Genomic DNA, 17051 nt, shown 5'->3' on the forward strand with positions numbered 1-17051 from the left:
CATGGCAGAAATTTCCTCTGATCCAAAAATGCCCTGGCTACCGTTTGTCCTCGATCCCCAGTTAGCCCAGCCGCATTTCACTACCATTTTTCCCACTGTGCGGAGGGTGATCAAGGCCGAACTGCTACGCCATAAAATCGGACGCCGGGCCTTGATTGCCTACCACCTGGAAACCGACGCAGGGGAACAGATTATTCTTGGCAAAATTCGCGCCAAGGGCACAGATCACAAAAGTTATGGCTACCAGCGAACGTTATGGGAAAACGGCTTCCACGGGGATAGTGAAGATGGCTTATCGGTGCCAGAACCCCTCGGTATTGTTGAACCCTGGCGGATGTGGCTGCAGCGGTGGGTGCCTGGTCAACCCGCAACCCATTTATTGATCACCCAGCCAGATTTACCCGAAAAAATTGCTGCCCTTGCCCACAAAATTCATACCTATTCCGTACCCACCCCAAAGACCCATACCATTGCTGACGAATTACAGATCTTAGGCGATCGCCTCCGGGATTTTGCCCACCAACAACCCCAATGGCAAACACAAATTCAGCACTTTATTGCCCAGAGTGAACGGCTAGGACAAAGCTTAGAACAGCATCCCCGCCCCTCAACAACAATTCACCGGGATTTTTACCCTGACCAAATTTTGGTAGATGGCGATCGCCTCTGGTTGGTGGATCTCGACCTCTATTGTCAGGGAGATCCCGCCGTTGATCTGGGGAATTTCATCGCCCACATGACCGAGCAGAGCCTCCGCACCTGGGGTGATCCCAATGCCATGGTCAGTCAGGAACACGCTTTAAAGGCCGCTTTTTTAGCAAAACAACCCCCAGAAAGCTCCCATCTCAGTCAGGCTATTGATGTCTACGCTAATCTTACTCTCCTGCGGCATATTGCCATTAGTTGGCGTATTCCAGAGCGTCGCCCGAATATTCCCACCCTGATCGAACTCTGTGGCGATCGCCTTGCCGAACAACTGCAACAGGTTAGATGAGAAACTTCTCATGGAATTTTCAATGTTGTTTCATTGCTCTAGGTCATCCTTAGAATTGAAGCAATCTGCCCGACAATCCCTATCCTTTAAAAGTTAGCTATTTTCCCATGGGTCAGTATCAGCATTATTTACAATCCCCATTTTGCCGACTGGGACTGGGCGTGGCCTTTGCCATGGGGGTTTTCGGACTCTTCCCCGTGCTCGCCCAAGCGACCCAATGTAAAGGAAGTTTAGGGGCGATCGCCATTGGGGATCTCGAAGTCCCTTCCGGAGCCACCTGCATTCTCCGGCAAACTACCGTACGGGGTGATGTCGTCGTCCAACCTAGGGGAACCCTCATTGCCAATGGCGCAGTGATTCAAGGTAATATTTGGGCAAAACAAGCCCTGAGTCTTAATCTCAATGCCGCGACCCAAGTGGCCGGTATTATTGAACGCCCCCTACCCCAACGCTCCCTATTCCAGCGTTAATGGTCGTCTTTTCCCCCAAACAATGGCTTAAACTGCTGCGAATCCATTTTCTCTCGGTTCGGGGTCGCGTTTTTTTCTGGTATTTGCTGTTGTTATCGGGGTTCCTGGCCATTTCCTTTCCCCTGATGTTGCACTTGGTATTTAGCAACATTAACCAGCGGGTGAGAAATGATCTCAAGGAAGATGTGTATTTGTTTGAGGGGTTACTTAACAATGACCCCCAAGTGAAACAACGGCTTGCCCTCCGAGAAACCGAGATTTTGCCCCTCTCTACCCCGGCGGATTTGATTTCTTTGTTTAATCTGTATCTGGCCCGTCGGGTACCGGAGGACGACACTTTTATCGTTGGCGTGATTGCCGAGGAATTTTATCGCTCTAGCCCCGAAGCACTACCGCCGACCCTCCAGGCAGATTCTTCTCTTCTGCAACGCTTGGCCCAGGTAAACCGCTGGGAAGAGGGAGTTGATCCGCGTCCCAATTCGGAAACGGGGGACATTTTGTATGTGGCGCTCCCCATCGAAAATGGGGCAGGGGATATTCTGGGGCGCTTTATTGCTGTCCATGCTGTGGCGGGGGAACACAATGAAACTCTCACGTCTTTAAAAATTGTTTTTGCGACGTTGATCGGGGTTTTTTGTTTGTCCATTGCGGTGAGTGCCGTGATTGCAGGGCGGGTTTTAGCGCCCCTAACTTTAATTTTGAAAACGGCAACAAGCATTAATGAATCCAACCTGACGCGGCGGATTCCCATTACCACCCAGGGGGAATTGGCCAATTTAGCCCAGGCTTTTAACTCGATGCTAGACCGACTGGAAACGGCCTTTGAAAATCAGCGGCAGTTTCTCAATGATGTGGGCCATGAACTGCGTACGCCGATCACGATTATTCGGGGTCATTTGGAACTGATGGCGATCGCCAATCTTCCCTTCGAAGAACAAAAAACGGTGGAATTGGTTGTAGATGAACTAGATCGCATGGGCCGACTGGTGCAGGAGTTGATCCTGTTGGCGAAGTTGGAGCGGCCTAATTTTTTGCATTATGAACCGATTGACTTAGAGTCGTTTTTAGAAGAGCTCTACACGAAAATTACGGCTTTAACGCCTAGTCCTCGCCAATGGCAACGGCAGGGAATGGTGACGGGTATTCTCTGGGGCGATCGCCAACGTCTCACCCAAGCACTGATTAACCTCGCCCAAAACGCTGTTCAACACACCCAACCCCATGACGAAATTTGCCTAGGGGTCACTCGCACCGGGAAAAATTTACAATTTTGGTTACAAGATAGTGGGCAGGGAATTGCCGCCGCTGACCAAACACGGATTTTTGAACGGTTTGCCCGGGGCCGCCAAGTACGGGGCACAGAAGGCTCAGGCCTGGGGTTAGCCATCGTTAAACAGGTGGCGATCGCCCATGGCGGCAGCATTACCGTCGAAAGCGAACTCAACAAAGGCAGTACATTTACCCTGACGATTCCCTATGACCCAGATTCTGATTATCGAAGACGAACCTAGAATCGCTGCCTTCCTCGAAAAGGGGTTTAAGAGCGAAGGCTTTACGGTGACCATCGCCAGCACCGCCAAAGAAGCCCTAGACTGGGCCTTGCAATATCCCTTTGCCCTGTTGATCTTAGATTTAGGCTTGCCCGATGCCGATGGTTTAGAGGTGCTCCATGATCTTCGCGGTCAGGGGGTTACGGCCCCAATTATTATCCTCACGGCCCGCGACGACCTCGACGACAAAGTAACTGGCTTAAACCTTGGTGCCGACGATTACTTGGGTAAACCGTTTAGTTTTAAAGAACTCCTGGCCCGTGTCCAAGCGCGGTTACGCACCTTTACCCCAAGGGCGACCCCGGAACCGATGTGTCTGAAAACCCAGACGTTGGAGCTAGATCTCAAGGCGCGGCGGGTCAGGCAAGGGGATGTTTGGTTAGAGTTGCCCACCCGTGAATTTATCCTATTAGAAACGTTGCTCCGCCATCCCGACCAAGTCCTCAGTCGTCAGCAGCTCTTGGATCAGGTGTGGGGCTATGATTACGATCCAGGCTCGAATATCGTCGATGTGTACATTGGCTATCTCCGTAAAAAGTTGGGCAGTGATCTCATCGAGACGGTGCGGGGCATTGGTTATCGCCTCAAGACCTAAATGTCAGGGCGATCGCCTGGTACAGTTGAAAAATTCCGTCGTGGGCAATGTATGATCAGCCGTTTTAATCTGCCAGCAATTTTAGAAGGATATTCCCAGGGCTATTTTCTGATGGCGGATGAGCAACAGCATTTGGGTTGGTATTCGAGTCGGCAACGGACTTTGATTCCCCTAGATGGTCGGTTTCGTTATCCCAAATCCCTGAGGCGATCGCTCAATCAACAGATTTTTACCCCCAAAATTAACCAAGCCTTTGAGGCGGTGTGTGCCGGCTGTGCCAACCGGGATGTGACCTGGATTTCGCCGGAATTGCTAGACATTTATCGGGCGTTGCACCGGGCGGGGTGGGCCCACAGTTTTGAAACCTGGCGGGGGGATCAATTAGCTGGGGGGATTTTAGGCATCGCCATTGGTGGGGCCTTTATCGGGGAGTCGATGTTTTTTCAAATTCCCAATGGTTCAAAGGTGGCAATGGTTCTTTTGGTCGAACATCTGCGGCGGCAAGGCTTTATTCTGTTTGATGCCCAGTTGCAAAATCCGCACCTAGAGCGATTTGGTTCCTACGTTATTGATAATCAGGATTATCGACGGTTGTTGGCCCAGGCAGTGCGTTTGCGGTGTCAGTTTGCACCGGATTAAAGAAGGGGAAAGATCTTTTTATAATTAAGGTGAGATTTCTTCGGCAATGGATTGAACGATGGCTTCCCTTGATGATTTGCTACGGGATTTAGAAAATCAACATCGCGCGGCAGCACCACAGCCACCGGACAATGGCCTGGATCAAACCCTAGCGGCCCTCCAGCAGGAATACCAAGCCCGCCCGCAGCCGACTGGGGAAAAGTCATCCCAGGGCGATCGCCTTTCGTCCATGTTGCAGGCCCTCGAACAGGAAACGACCGCCAACAAACTCAAAGATTGTGAAAAAAATCACCGTCTGTACCAAGACATTAACCAACTAATCGCCGAACAGCAAAAGCAAGCCCAGCAGCCCCTCCCGGAAACAGACCTCAAGGCGATCGCCGCCGCTGAAAAGCAAAAACAGGCCCAGGCTAAATATTGGCGTACCAAAGCCGAAACTTGGCTTAAGCAACTAGATCCCCTCTCCAATGAAGGGCTCTGGTTTATGGACTTTGCCGAGGGCTATGACTCCCAGTTTGCCGCCGCGATCGAGTATCTGCAGGCATTAGAATGAGGGGACACAATTATTTTTGGCAACCCTGGCAGTAACTATGGATTGGTGGCGCAAACTTCGAAATAATACCCTGGCGCGTTTGGGCGCAATTATCCTGATCACCTTTTATGTCCTCGTCATTGGTGCTGACTTTTTTGCCCCCTATGACCCCTATGTGTCCCAGGCCGATGGCTCTTTGATGCCGCCCACAGCGATCCACTGGCGCAATGGCACCCCCCATGTTTATCCCACCAGCCAGGGGCCGACGGATCTCGACACGGGCGATCGCCAACTGATTGTTGATACCGATAACCCCCAACCGCTGCGCCTCTTTGTGAAAGGCGATCCTTACCAACTGTTCCAGATCAAATTGCCCGTGCCCCCGACCTTCGAGGAAAAAATTATCTTTCCGGGCATCCGGGGCGATCGCCATTTATTTGGGGTGGTCGGCGAGGCCCGCTTTAATCTCCTCGGCACCGACGAACAGGGGCGCGATCAATTTAGCCGCTTACTCCATGGGGGCCGCATTAGCCTGTTCATTGGCCTGGTGGGGATTGTTATTTCCTTTCCCTTGGGGATGCTCATCGGTGGCATTTCTGGCTATTTTGGCGGCTGGATCGATGCGGTCTTGATGCGCTTTGTGGAAGTGTTGATGACCATTCCGGGGATTTATCTCCTCGTTTCCCTGGCGGCAATTCTGCCCGCGAGTTTAACCAGTGCCCAGCGATTCCTCTTGATCGTATTGATTACCTCGTTCATTAGCTGGTCTGGCCTGGCGCGGGTGATCCGGGGTCAAGTGCTCTCGATTAAAAACCAAGAATTTGTTCAGGCGGCCCAAGCAACGGGGGGGCGATCACTCTACATCATCACCAAACATATCCTGCCCCAAACGGCGAGCTATGCGATTATCTCCGCAACCCTCGCCGTACCAGGATTTATCATTGCCGAATCGGTATTGAGCTTGATTGGCCTCGGCATTCAACAGCCCGACCCCAGTTGGGGCAATCTACTCTCTTTGAGTACCAATGCGTCTATTTTGGTCTTGCAACCCTGGCTAGTGTGGTCACCCGCAATTTTGATTATCGTGACGGTGCTGGCCTTTAACCTGCTCGGTGACGGGCTACGGGATGCCCTCGATCCGAAGAGCCTTCAAAACCGCCAAGACTGAACCCTGTTGCGACTAGCCGCTAGGGTGTGTTGATTTAAGAAAACTAAAGACTATTGTGAATCCTGGGGTGATTGTTCGTGGCGATGTAACCCTGGGATATTTTTGTGTTGGGCACAGAAAAAAGACCGGCGACTTTCCGTGTTTCGTCTCGGTCTTCTTTCTGGTTCGCTCCTCACACACCTGTAAGTGTAGACCATCTTTTCTCAAACTGCCATGTTTTTTTCAAGTTTTGTGTCGAAAATTTTAAATAGACCAATCAAAAAAAGCGTGAAAGCTAACGTCACACTGCCTTTGAGTCTTGTGAATTAATTTTCTAATTGTGGGAGATAATGGGCTAAAAATTGGGCGAGATAGGCAAACCACTGCCAATAATGATGGCCTTGGGTGGGATTTTCACGGAGAAAATAAAATAGAGGGCAACGGCGCTGTACTTCCCAGAGAGTTTGTTCGAGGGCGGCAAAAAAGTGAGGTTTGGGTGAGCGATGGAAACTCCCTAGGGCGCAACGGGCGATCGCCTCTAGGAGAGCTTGCTCCCAGGCGGGCAAAAGAGTTTTTTCAAAATTCCATTGGGGCGTATCAGTGGTGTAGTCAGTGGCGAGGCAACTGAGGTCTTGGAAGCGTTGCTGTAGGTAATGACAAGAGAATAAAAGATCTGAGGGCAACTGAGGGAAAATCAGATTTTCTCGCTGTAATATTTGATCTAGCCAGCGGCCGATCTCCGTCGGCATCAAAAAAAATTCTAACCAACCCTGGGGGGTGGCGATCGCCTCATAGGTGAATACCGCCGTTGCAGTTCGGTGTTTTGAATCTGATTGCGGCGTTGGGGCAGTGAGCCGAGCGAGATATGCCTGGGCAATGGTCTGGGGAGGCTGGTGGCTGTGGGCGGCCAATTTTAAGGCGATCGCCGACCGAAAACCGATGCTTTGCCGTTGGAAACAGAGCTGGAGCGGAATTTCACTGGCGTTGGCAAGATCTTCCGCCTGGGCGAGGTGTACGCGAAGATCGTTGGTTAAATTGCCATCCTGGGTTATGACTGAAATGGACGCCATTGCAGCTTGCCTGGACTAGGAGGATCTTTTAGGATGATAGAGCTTTCCGCAGCTTTTGCCCGTATTAATGGCCCCTAAAACTGACCCAAGATCAGCTCACTCATATTCACTCTTTTTTTGCGTATTTTTGTGTATCTATTAAGTAATGTCTCAGTTCTTTGCCCTTGACGAAATTAAGCCCCACTCGCCTTTAATCACAGAGTTTTTGCAAGAATGGGCGATCGCCCACTGTCGGAGTCGGACGTTTTTCCAGGAAGAAACCATTCCCACCCGACCCGGTTTGCTCTACTTTGTCACGAAAGGATTTGTGCGCCTTGAAAGTCGTCTCCGGCATTTCCAACCTTCCCTTTCCCTAGATGGGCAGCCGGTAATTTTGGCGTTTATTGGGGCCGATCAACCCATTGATATCTACCGCAGTTCGATGATCTCGTTCCAGGCGATCGCCCAGGTGGATCAAACAGAAGTCTTTTGGCTCTACTGGGAAGATCTCGACCAGTGGCCCACCCTAAAAAACAACGTATTACAAGCGCTCCGGCACCAGCAGCAACACCAGCGCCTAGAGCAGACCCTCCTGTGCCAACGTAAAACTATTGATCGGCTGTGGCTATACCTAGAAATGTTGGGGCGGACCCACGGCAACCCTTCCCCGGAAGGAATGATGATTCCATTTCCCCTCACCAGCAAGCAATTGTCTGAGGTTCTGGGGGCCACTCAGGTAACGGTCAATCGCCTCCTCAAACAACTCATGCAAGCGGATAAAATTCAACTCACCCAGGCGGATCGGTTTCAGGTTCGCCTCAGCCACTGACCATAAAATTGGAAGGGTTAAAGGGCGAGGATTTGACGCACCTGTTCCATGGTTTCGGTGTAGAGAACATCTTTGCCCCAGCGTTGGAGCTGTTGCCCCAGGAGATGCTCGGTTGCTTGATCGGCCAAGGGGGTGACCTGTTCAATGCGGCAGGATTGCGCACCACCACCCGATTCCATGTGCATACAGCCAGAGGTTTCTGAACAAATCACGGTGCAACAATCGGCATCAAGGTTATTGGAGGTGAGTTTGAGGCTCACGAGATCGCCGACGATATCCCCCACATCGGCCATGGGTAGACCTACTAGTTCAGCCGTAATTGCTTTTTTGTGGCGATCGCCAAAACGAATGCGGTGAATCTCATAATCCCCTGATTCCCGTTCGATGTCTGTCGGATTCCAGCCGAGGCGACTGGCGAGCCAGCCTAAAAACAAAATCGCTTGGGTGGCATTCCCTTTTTCGTAGTTGAGGGTCACATGGTCTACATCCCAGATGGCTTCCCGTCGTTCTGGGGGGTCAAAGGCAGCGGCGGTTAACTCTTGCCAAGCTGCTAAACGACTCCAATTGAGATCGGCGGTGTTGGTGCCCTGCTGCAACAGTTCGCACACAACCTTGAGATCCGCTTCGGCATCCCGGAAGCCACTGGAATCGAGGATGAGGGTATCTGCTTCGGCCATCAACCGTTGAAAAAGGCCATAGTTGCTATCTGGCACTGCCTTCCACCAGATGAATTTTGGCAAATCCCGCACCATCAAAGCTGTAATTAGGCCCCCAATGCGCTCTAGGGCTGCCGCTGTGCCACTCAGGGTAATGTACTCGCAACAAACAAGGGTGCTACCGCCCCGTTTATTAATCGGACAATAGGCCGAGACCTGGGCGGAAACGCCTTCATCTTCACCGGTGGTGGGACAAAGGGTAATGATTCGACAGGGATTCGCAGCGGCGATCGCATCAGCAACCCCAGAACTACTCAGATCGGCTGAATAGGTCAACGGTTGACAGCCTTGGTCCTGACTCTGGCACTCCCACATTTCCCGGAGCTTCGCAAGTAATTCCGGTGAAATCTTACCGGTTTCCTCAAAACCATAGGCTTTTTGGGCAGCGCGAATCGCCGCCACCGTGCGCGAACCAGCGATCCCATCAATTGGCCCCGAATAAAATCCTAAACTTGCCAACAATGCTTGGGAATCGTCCGGCTCATAGACCAAAAAACTAAAGGTGGTGGCCCGGGTGGCACTCATGCCCTCATCGGAGCGGTAATTTTGCCAGAGTTGTGCCAGTTCCGCTTCAATCTCCTCAATCGAGACATCCTTCGGAGCTTGCAAAGAAACAAGGGGTGCTGAAATAGTCATAATTTTTCCAGAGATTGCTTAGAGAGTTTTTTGCAAAATTTGCGTGCGAAAAGAATTAAGAAATCAAAAATAAACAAACACTGAGAGCCGATATTTGTTCCCTAAAATTGGAAATTCGCCTCTACAACCGACGCCAACGGCGACCATCCCGATTAATCAAAAATTCCGCTTCTGTCGGTTCCCAAGTCCCCGCCTCATATTGGGGCACATTGCTAGGATCCGCTGGCCCATCCCACGCCGCTAGAGCTGGTGTCACCACGCGCCAAGCCTCCTCCACCTCATCGGCCCGGGTAAAGAGAGTTTGATCACCGACCATACAATCCAAAAGCAGTCGGGTGTAAGCATCCTGGGTAGCCATGGCAAAGGATGTTCCATAGCTAAAATCCATATCCACGCTGCGGGTTCTAATATCTGCGCCGGGCATCTTGGCCTCAAAGCGTAGGGAAATGCCCTCATTGGGTTGAATCCGCAGGGCCAGGGTATTGGGATTCGCCTGTTTTGCTGCCGATGGGAAGATCGCCAGGGGCACCTGCTTAAATTGAATCGCAATTTCTGAAACTTTCTTGGGCAAACGCTTACCGGTACGCAGATAGAAAGGTACCCCTTGCCAGCGCCAATTATCTACCATAAATTTCATCGCCACATAGGTGGGCGTCGTTGATTCGGGATTGACGCCGGATTCTTCCCGGTAACCGGGAATGGGTTTGCCTTTCATCCAACCTGCTTTGTATTGTCCTCGAATCGCTGATTTATCAAGATTATGGATATCGGCGAGGTGGGTAGCCTGTAATACCTTGGTTTTTTCGCTGCGAATACTGTCGGCATTTAGAGCATTGGGCGCTTCCATCGCCGTTAAACAAAACAGTTGCATCAGGTGATTTTGCAACATATCCCGCAGGGCGCCGGAGGTTTCGTAATAACCTGCACGATCTTCGACACCCACCGTCTCGGCGACGGTAATTTGCACGTGATCGACGTAATGGCGATTCCAGAGGGGTTCAAAGATGGCGTTGGCAAAGCGAAAGACCAACAGGTTTTGGACAGTTTCTTTACCGAGGTAGTGGTCGATGCGATAAACCTGTTCTTCGCGGCAGACATTTTTAACGACATTATTTAAAACTTGGGCGGAACTGAGATCTTTGCCAAAAGGTTTCTCAATGACGAGGCGGTGCTTGAGGGGATCATTGAGCATCCCAGCCGCCCCCAGATTTTTGATGCCAGGCGGGAAAAATTTCGGAGAGACCGCAAGGTAAAAGACACGATTACCCCTGGTACCTCGTTTTTGATCGAGTTCGTCTAAAAAGGTTTTAAGTTTCTGGTAACTGTCGGGGTCGTCCATATTGCCGGAACAATAAAAAAGCCCTTCGGCAAAGTTGTTCCAGAGGTCTTCGCTGCCGATGCCGTCGGAAAATTCCTCAATGCCCTGGCGCATTTGTTCGCGGAAGTAATCGTGGCTCCAGTCCCGCCGAGCGACACCGACGATGGTGATCTCCGGTGGCAATAAATTATCTTTTTTGAGGGCGTAGAGGGAGGGAACGAGTTTACGCTGGGTGAGATCGCCGGAAGCACCAAAGATAACGATGATCAGGGGGTCTGGGGTGCGTTCTTGGCGGAGTCCGACTCTGAGGGGATTTTCTTGTAAGGCAACCATAGGGCTGGGTTTGAAGGAGCAATGGGGTAATCAGAAAGGGATTTTTGACATCTCCCTAAAATCCCCTATGGAGGAGACTTTAGGGGGGGGTTGGTTAGACAGTGGCCAATTGTTTGACTTTGGTTTCGAGGGAGTCCATGAGGGATTCGAAGGGCTTGATGAATTTTTCGATCCCTTCTTCGAGGAGTTCGGCCATTACAGCGTCAAGATCGATCGCCACATCTGCGTCACCGAGGGCGGCAATGATTTGTTTGGCTTGGGCGACGTTGGCAGTAATGCGGTTGGCGGGGTCGCAGTGGTCGGCACAGGCTTCGATGGTGTCGGGGGGCAGGGTATTGACGGTGTCAGCGCCGACGAGTTCATCGACATACATCACGTCACTGTAGTCAGGATTTTTCGTGCCGGTGCTGGCCCAGAGGAGTCGTTGGGGTTTCGCGCCTTTTGCGGCGAGGGCTTGCCAACGGTCGCTACTGAAAATCTCAAGGTAATGTTGGTAGGCAATTTTCGCGTTGGCGATCGCCACTTTTCCTTTAAGACCGATCAGCTTGCTGGCGACATCTTCGTTGACCCCGGATTTAATTTTGGCATCGAGTTGATTGTCGATGTTGACGTCAATGCGGCTGAGGAAAAAGCTGGCAACGGAGGCAATGTTGCTGATATCTTCCCCGGCAGCGGCGCGTTTTTCGAGTCCTTCGATGTAGGCCCAAGCGGTGTCGATGTAGGCTTGTACAGAAAATAGCAGGGTGACGTTGACGTTAATCCCTTCGGCGATCGCCTTGGTGACGGCGGGCAAGCCTTCGGGGGTACCGGGGATTTTGATCATTACGTTGGGACGACCAATTTCCTTGAAATAGCGGCGGGCTTCTTTGATCGTGCTTTCGGTGTCTTTGGCAATGTTGGGGGGAACTTCGATGCTCACATAGCCATCGAGGGCGTCGGTTTTTTCGTAGACCCCCGCAAAAATATCGCAGGCGTTACCGATATCCTCAAACACAATGGATTCGTAGATTTCGAGGGTGGATTTTCCGGCCGCAATGCCCTGCTTGATCGCCTCGTCGTAAATTTCGTTGCCGGCGATCGCCTTTTCAAAAATTGCTGGATTAGAGGTAATCCCATGGATCCCCCGACTGTCGATCAATTGTGCCAATTCCCCAGAGGTGATTAAATCCCGACTGAGGTTATCCATCCAGATACTTTGACCATAGTCTTCAATATCAATAATCGGGTTTGCGGTAGCCATAGGTCATTACTCCTTTTGTGTGCGGCGATCGCCCCCAAGCAGTGGGTATTAATGTTTTGACACAGTGCGTGGGGGCACTACTCTCAACTTACAAGATCTTTTTAAAAGTGGCCGGGGATTGTTGAGGAAGTTTTCACTTTTTGAAAAAAATCTTGACCTGATTTGTGAGGATTACCTCACCTCAAGGGCCGGGGTCTGGATTACCGGGACGAAAGAATTATTTTAAAGGCTGTTTTTAAACAGGTTAAATTTTCCCTAAAGCGCTGCTTTGCTCAGTGTTGTGACCATAGAAAAGCTCTTTTTGGCGGCTAATCTCTCCCAACCCTTGGCATTTCTTAAACAAATATAAAATTACGTCTCCAGTGAAAATTTTTCTTTAGAAAAAAACATTAAAACTTAAGATTTCACCACCTTGATTTTCGCTAGCTAAAAAATGCCTATTGGAAGGGTTGGATCTCGATGGCGTCCCCGTCTTTAAGATAGGGGGCTCCTTTTACCACCAGGCGATCGCCCGCTTGCAACCCCCCTAACACTTCGATCTGGTCATTGTCTAAAAGCTCCCCAAGTTGGACAGTTACGGCGGTAACAGTGTCGTCCGCATTCACCCGGAAAACCGTTGCTTGCTCGCCATCCTGGGGAATCACAGCCTCCGTGGGCACCCCTAAACCCTGGGCCTGGGCCAGAATGATATTGCCCCGCAAAAACATCCCTGGCTTGAGGTCTGTCCCTGGGGGCAAACTAATTTTTAGGGTCGCCTGGCGGGATTGTCGGTCAACGGTGGGGACAATCTCTTGGATCTGCCCCGTGAGCTGAAGATTGGGATCGCGATCGCTGGTAATTTCAACGGTTTGACCAATTTCGACCTGATTCAGTTGGGTTTCGGGAATGTTTGCTTCGAGTTCTAATTGCCCTGCTTCTAAAAGATTAAATAACGGCTCATTGGCGGTACTGAGATCACCGAGTTGGGCGAATTTTTCGAGGATTTTACCGGAGCGCGGTGCCCGGACTTGGGTCTCCCGCAACCGGGTGGTCACTAGGCTAACCTGGGCCTGGGCCTGTTGTAGTTGGGCTTCTGCCTGGGCCAGGGTTTCGAGGCGGGGGCCACGGCGCAATTCTTGCAAGCGTTGTTCGGCTTCCCGTAATGTGGCCTGATTTTGACTGACACTGGCGGCGGCACCATCGCGACGGGTGCGGGTCTCATCGAGGGTATCGGCGGCGATCGCCCCAGCTTCAAATAATTCTTGGTTCCGTTGTAGGCGTTGTTCGCTCAGTTGGAGATCTGCTTGGCTCCGACCCAGGGCAGCCCTGGCTTGGTTCACTTGTTCCTGGGCACGGGCAAGTTCTTCGGAGCGGGCTCCGGCTCTGAGTTCGGCGAGGCGGGCTTGGGCTTGGGCGACCTGGGCTTGGGCTTGACGGAGTTCTGCCTGGAGGGTGGCATTATCCAATTGGGCCAGCAGTTGACCGGCTTGGACATTGTCCCCTTCATCCACCAGGAGATTAGTAATCTGGAGACCCGAACGGGCTGCCGTAACCGCCACAATCTCAGCAGGGGTAACGGTGCCCACAATTGCCATGGTTTTGGCGATCGCCTGGGGTTCGAGGGTCAAGGTCGTGACAGCTCGCCCAGGGGCTTGATTGGGATTTGTCGTTGGGGCGGATGAGGTTTCTTCCGGTTGGGAGCTGGAAAATTGCCCCCCCACATAGGTGGCGATCGCCCCGATCAAAATTCCGACCACCAAACCAAGCCAGGGTAGCCGCTTCGATTGAGAGGCGATCGCTGGATTATCAGTCGGATCCGGTTTCGGGGCGAGTTGGGTCACGATGGGATATTTGTAATATTGCTTAATAATTATCTTAAAAAATTTTGGGCTGATTTGGTGGCTTTCGCCAGAAGTCCCTGGCAACTTGGGTGACAACCTACCCCGAAAGTTACAGCTACGGCCCCCGTCCGCCGAAAAGGAGTGTCAAAATATAAACATTGTCTTAAATTTTCTCCATGACCCTTGAGTTGATTTCCCTAGAAACCCTGCAAACCCTCGTCACAGAATATGGCTATTGGTCTGTTTTTATCGGCATCGGCCTGGAAAATATGGGCATCCCCCTCCCCGGAGAAGCGTTAACCCTGCTGGGGGGCTTTTTTGCCGGGAGTGGCGAGCTGCAATACCGCTGGGTTTTGTGTGGGGCGATCGCCGGATCATTCATCGGCAATAATATCGGCTACCTAGCAGGGAAGTGGGGTGGGTTGCCGTTGCTCCAGAAAGTGGCCCATTTTTTTAAAATTAGTGACGAAAAGCTCGCCGAAACTAAACAAAAGTTTTTAGAAAATGCCCCTAAAGCTGTTTTTATTGGTCGGTTTATCACCTTTTTTCGGATTTTTGCCGCTCCCTTCGCCGGCATTGTGGGGATGGCCTGGCCGATCTTTCTGCTGTGCAATTTAGCGGGGGCGATCGCCTGGGGAACAGTGACGGTGACACTCCCCTATTTTCTCGGACGCATTATGCCCCTGGCGGATGTGTTGCGGTTCATGGCGAAATTCGGTCTCCTTGTTTTTGCCCTCGTCGCGGCCTGGATTATTGTTCCCCTGTGGTTGGAGTATCACCCCCGCAACCAACCAGAAAAATAAGCCGCGATAAGCAAGTTTTCGCGTTTACCCCAGCAAGCCGCAATCTGACCGGATTAATTAGCAGAAAAATTGCGCGCTAGTCACCCCTAATGATTCAGTGGATAGTCTCTTAGCTCAACGCACCACCACAACTCGAGCCACTTCCCGCTGTGCAACCATAGCAATAGGGTTTCGTCGCCACCGTTTCAATGATATCTAAAGATTCTGCCTCTAGGAGGTGCCGCACCGTTACCGGTTGGCCGTCGGGAGTGCGGGCTGGTAGAGCTTCCATCTGGTTAAAATCACAATCGAAAATATTGCCTTCATAATCCACAGAAAGCTGACTACGACACATGAGATTAGGCACTGTCGTCCCGTTGTGATGTGCCGCCAAAAAGCTGAGATAGGGTTTATAGAGCGCATGGGCCTGGAGATAATTTTTTACGCGGCCAATGGGTAAATTTGTGATCGTAAACAGGTGATTAAACTGAATTTGAAAATGGCGTGCTAAATAAGCTTTGTAATCCTGCTCTAGGTTCGCTTGATTGGGCGTGAGGGAAAAGTCTTGGTTCCGGGGCACGGGCGGATTGTAAACCAAATCCAAGACTAGGGCGGGATCTCGGCCATAACCCAAGGCATTTAATCGTTGTAGGGCCGCAATACAATCTTGGTACACTCCCGCACCCCGTTGGCGATCGACGTTATCTTCTAAATAACAGGGCAGGGACGCGACTACCCGGACCTGATTTTCCGCAAAATAGGCGGGTAAATCTTCGTACCCAGGCACGAAAAAAATGGTTAGGTTTGAGCGCACAATCACATCTTTCTCTGTTTCCCGTGCTGCAGCCACCAGTTGCCTAAACCCATCGTGCATTTCCGGCGCTCCCCCCGTGAGATCCACCGTTTGAATTTGGGGGAAGGTGCGAATTAGTTGGATCAATTGGGCACAAATCTCTGGGCTGAGTGCCTCGGTACGCTTCGGGCCGGCCTCAACGTGGCAATGGGTGCAGGCGAGGTTACATTTTTTGCCGAGGTTAATTTGGAGAGTGCTGATGGGGGTTTTGCTTAGGGGTTGACCCAAGGTTTTCTGAAAAGCTGGGATTGCAGTTTGGGTTGGGGTTTGAACCATGGTGATTGGGATAACAGAACAGGGATGAGTTTTGAGCAATTTAGCAACAACTTTCAGTGCGACAACAGGCGTCGTCTTCGGTCAGTTGGGTGAGCTGGTAATCTGCGCCCTTGGTCTCCTGGGGATCACGGCGGGCCTCTGGGTGACAGTTAAATGGGGCAGCTGTTTCCAGAGGAATTGCTTGGTAGGGGGCAACGGGGATAAATTGCCCAGCATAGGGGCCATCGGGATTCGTCAGGCGCTGAAAGGTTTGATCACAAACGGCCATTCTTTCACCTCGAAAATAGGTGCGACCCGCATCATCTTGGATCTGCTTCCAGGGGCCTTTGTAAATGACGGCTTGGTGCCGTTCGCGACCAATTGCTTTTTTGCCTTTATAGGCCCGGACGGTCATAGAGCGAAATTCGATGCCATCAATGGTCTGCCAGGGTTCAGCCCCGTAATTAAGGATTTCAACGCTAGAAAAACCCGCCGCCTCAAACATTTGCAAAAATTCGGCTTCCAGAAAAGCGCCAGCAATGCAACCACTCCATAACTCTGGATCATTGAGGATTTTTTCGGTGGGTGGCTCATCACAGATGATATCCGAGATGACGGCGCGGCCCCCTTTTTTCAGAACCCGGTGGATTTCTTGGAATAGTTGTTGTTTATCACTGGGTTTGACGAGGTTTAAAACACAGTTGGAGATCACGAGGTCAATGCTCTCGTCGGCAATTAGGGGGGACTCTGCCCGGAGGCGATCGCCTTCTGTTTCATAGCGGGCAATATCTTCTAGGGTGGTAATAGGATGTGCCTGGAGCCAAGCCTGGAGCAGATCAAGGGGAAGTCTGAGGTCTTGGATTTTCCCTTTGACAAATTTGGTATTCTGGAAGCTAATTTTCGTGGCGATCGCCCCTTGATATTTGCGGGCGAGATTTAACATCACATCATTAAAATCAACGCCAATCACCTTCCCTGTCGGCCCCACTTTTTGGACCACCATGTAGCAATTTTTGCCAGCTCCACACCCCAGATCAAGGACGGTATCCCCTGGGATTGCATAGCGAGTCGGATCACCACAACCGTAATCCTTCGTCAAAATTTCATCGGGAATCACATCCAGATAATGGACATCCTGGTATTCCGTCGGGCAACAGAGACTGGGTTCGTGGGTCTGGGCTCCCGCTTGGTAGCGACTGAGAACCGCATTCTCCACATCGTAAGTCGGTGTAATACTTTGTTCGGGCATTGGTGAGTTTCGACCCCAGATCAGCGCGTATGTGTTGATCATCA

16 protein-coding genes are annotated in these 17051 nt (G+C 51.3%); 9 read left to right on the forward strand and 7 right to left on the reverse strand.

Annotated elements, in window-relative coordinates:
- Window position 1: 1 nt before the first annotated feature.
- The 7 genes from AWQ22_RS07450 (at window position 2) to AWQ22_RS07480 (ending at window position 5948) form a co-directional block, all read left to right on the forward strand.
- On the forward strand, window positions 2-994 hold the full coding sequence (locus AWQ22_RS07450) for a phosphotransferase family protein (protein ID WP_065710669.1): 993 nt from the start codon (window positions 2-4) through the stop codon (window positions 992-994).
- Window positions 995-1101: 107 nt separating this feature from the next.
- Complete coding sequence (locus AWQ22_RS07455) at window positions 1102-1464, forward strand: hypothetical protein (RefSeq protein WP_012307064.1); 363 nt, start codon at window positions 1102-1104, stop codon at window positions 1462-1464.
- The gene (locus AWQ22_RS07460) at window positions 1464-2975 is read left to right on the forward strand and encodes a cell wall metabolism sensor histidine kinase WalK (protein ID WP_065710670.1); all 1512 of its coding nucleotides are present in this window, start codon (window positions 1464-1466) and stop codon (window positions 2973-2975) included. Before AWQ22_RS07455 ends, AWQ22_RS07460 begins: the two co-directional genes overlap by 1 nt.
- Window positions 2941-3609: a response regulator transcription factor gene (locus AWQ22_RS07465; RefSeq protein ID WP_065710671.1), complete on the forward strand. Its 669-nt coding sequence runs from the start codon at window positions 2941-2943 to the stop codon at window positions 3607-3609. Before AWQ22_RS07460 ends, AWQ22_RS07465 begins: the two co-directional genes overlap by 35 nt.
- Before the next feature lie 51 nt (window positions 3610-3660).
- Window positions 3661-4248 carry a leucyl/phenylalanyl-tRNA--protein transferase gene (gene aat / locus AWQ22_RS07470; protein ID WP_012307067.1) on the forward strand — a complete coding sequence of 196 codons (588 nt, stop codon included), beginning with the start codon at window positions 3661-3663 and terminating at the stop codon, window positions 4246-4248.
- A 58-nt stretch (window positions 4249-4306) separates the two neighbouring features.
- Window positions 4307-4801, forward strand: a complete 495-nt coding sequence (locus tag AWQ22_RS07475) for a salt stress protein, Slr1339 family (protein WP_065710672.1) — start codon at window positions 4307-4309, stop codon at window positions 4799-4801.
- Window positions 4802-4838: 37 nt separating this feature from the next.
- On the forward strand, window positions 4839-5948 hold the full coding sequence (locus tag AWQ22_RS07480; protein WP_030007174.1) for an ABC transporter permease: 1110 nt from the start codon (window positions 4839-4841) through the stop codon (window positions 5946-5948).
- A gap of 305 nt (window positions 5949-6253) precedes the next feature.
- On the opposite strand, the gene AWQ22_RS07485 is transcribed toward AWQ22_RS07480, so the two are convergent.
- Window positions 6254-6997, reverse strand: a complete 744-nt coding sequence (locus AWQ22_RS07485; protein ID WP_065710673.1) for a hypothetical protein — start codon at window positions 6995-6997, stop codon at window positions 6254-6256.
- Window positions 6998-7142: 145 nt separating this feature from the next.
- Here AWQ22_RS07485 and AWQ22_RS07490 point away from each other — a divergent pair, with 145 nt between their 5' ends.
- Window positions 7143-7805 carry a Crp/Fnr family transcriptional regulator gene (locus tag AWQ22_RS07490; protein ID WP_065710674.1) on the forward strand — a complete coding sequence of 221 codons (663 nt, stop codon included), beginning with the start codon at window positions 7143-7145 and terminating at the stop codon, window positions 7803-7805.
- A 17-nt stretch (window positions 7806-7822) separates the two neighbouring features.
- Here the strand turns inward: AWQ22_RS07490 and opcA are convergent, their stop codons facing one another.
- The 4 genes from opcA to AWQ22_RS07510 form a co-directional block, all read right to left on the reverse strand.
- Window positions 7823-9160, reverse strand: a complete 1338-nt coding sequence (gene opcA, locus AWQ22_RS07495; protein WP_065710675.1) for a glucose-6-phosphate dehydrogenase assembly protein OpcA — start codon at window positions 9158-9160, stop codon at window positions 7823-7825.
- A 118-nt stretch (window positions 9161-9278) separates the two neighbouring features.
- Complete coding sequence (zwf, locus tag AWQ22_RS07500) at window positions 9279-10808, reverse strand: glucose-6-phosphate dehydrogenase (RefSeq protein WP_065710676.1); 1530 nt, start codon at window positions 10806-10808, stop codon at window positions 9279-9281.
- Window positions 10809-10902: 94 nt separating this feature from the next.
- The gene (tal, locus tag AWQ22_RS07505; protein ID WP_065710677.1) at window positions 10903-12048 is read right to left on the reverse strand and encodes a transaldolase; all 1146 of its coding nucleotides are present in this window, start codon (window positions 12046-12048) and stop codon (window positions 10903-10905) included.
- A 437-nt stretch (window positions 12049-12485) separates the two neighbouring features.
- Window positions 12486-13868 (reverse strand): efflux RND transporter periplasmic adaptor subunit, encoded by a 1383-nt coding sequence (locus tag AWQ22_RS07510; protein WP_065711668.1) that lies wholly within the window; start codon window positions 13866-13868, stop codon window positions 12486-12488.
- A gap of 176 nt (window positions 13869-14044) precedes the next feature.
- Between AWQ22_RS07510 and AWQ22_RS07515 the strand changes: the two genes are divergently transcribed.
- Window positions 14045-14671, forward strand: coding sequence for a DedA family protein (locus tag AWQ22_RS07515; RefSeq protein ID WP_065710678.1), 627 nt, complete (start codon window positions 14045-14047; stop codon window positions 14669-14671).
- Between the two features lie 109 nt (window positions 14672-14780).
- Here the strand turns inward: AWQ22_RS07515 and arsS are convergent, their stop codons facing one another.
- Window positions 14781-15779 (reverse strand): arsenosugar biosynthesis radical SAM (seleno)protein ArsS, encoded by a 999-nt coding sequence (arsS, locus tag AWQ22_RS07520; protein WP_065711669.1) that lies wholly within the window; start codon window positions 15777-15779, stop codon window positions 14781-14783.
- 40 nt (window positions 15780-15819) lie between these two features.
- On the reverse strand, window positions 15820-17007 hold the full coding sequence (locus AWQ22_RS07525; protein WP_065711670.1) for a methyltransferase domain-containing protein: 1188 nt from the start codon (window positions 17005-17007) through the stop codon (window positions 15820-15822).
- Window positions 17008-17051 lie beyond the last annotated feature (44 nt).

The organism is Picosynechococcus sp. PCC 7117, from assembly GCF_001693275.1.
Taxonomy (GTDB): Bacteria; Cyanobacteriota; Cyanobacteriia; order Cyanobacteriales; family MRBY01; genus MRBY01.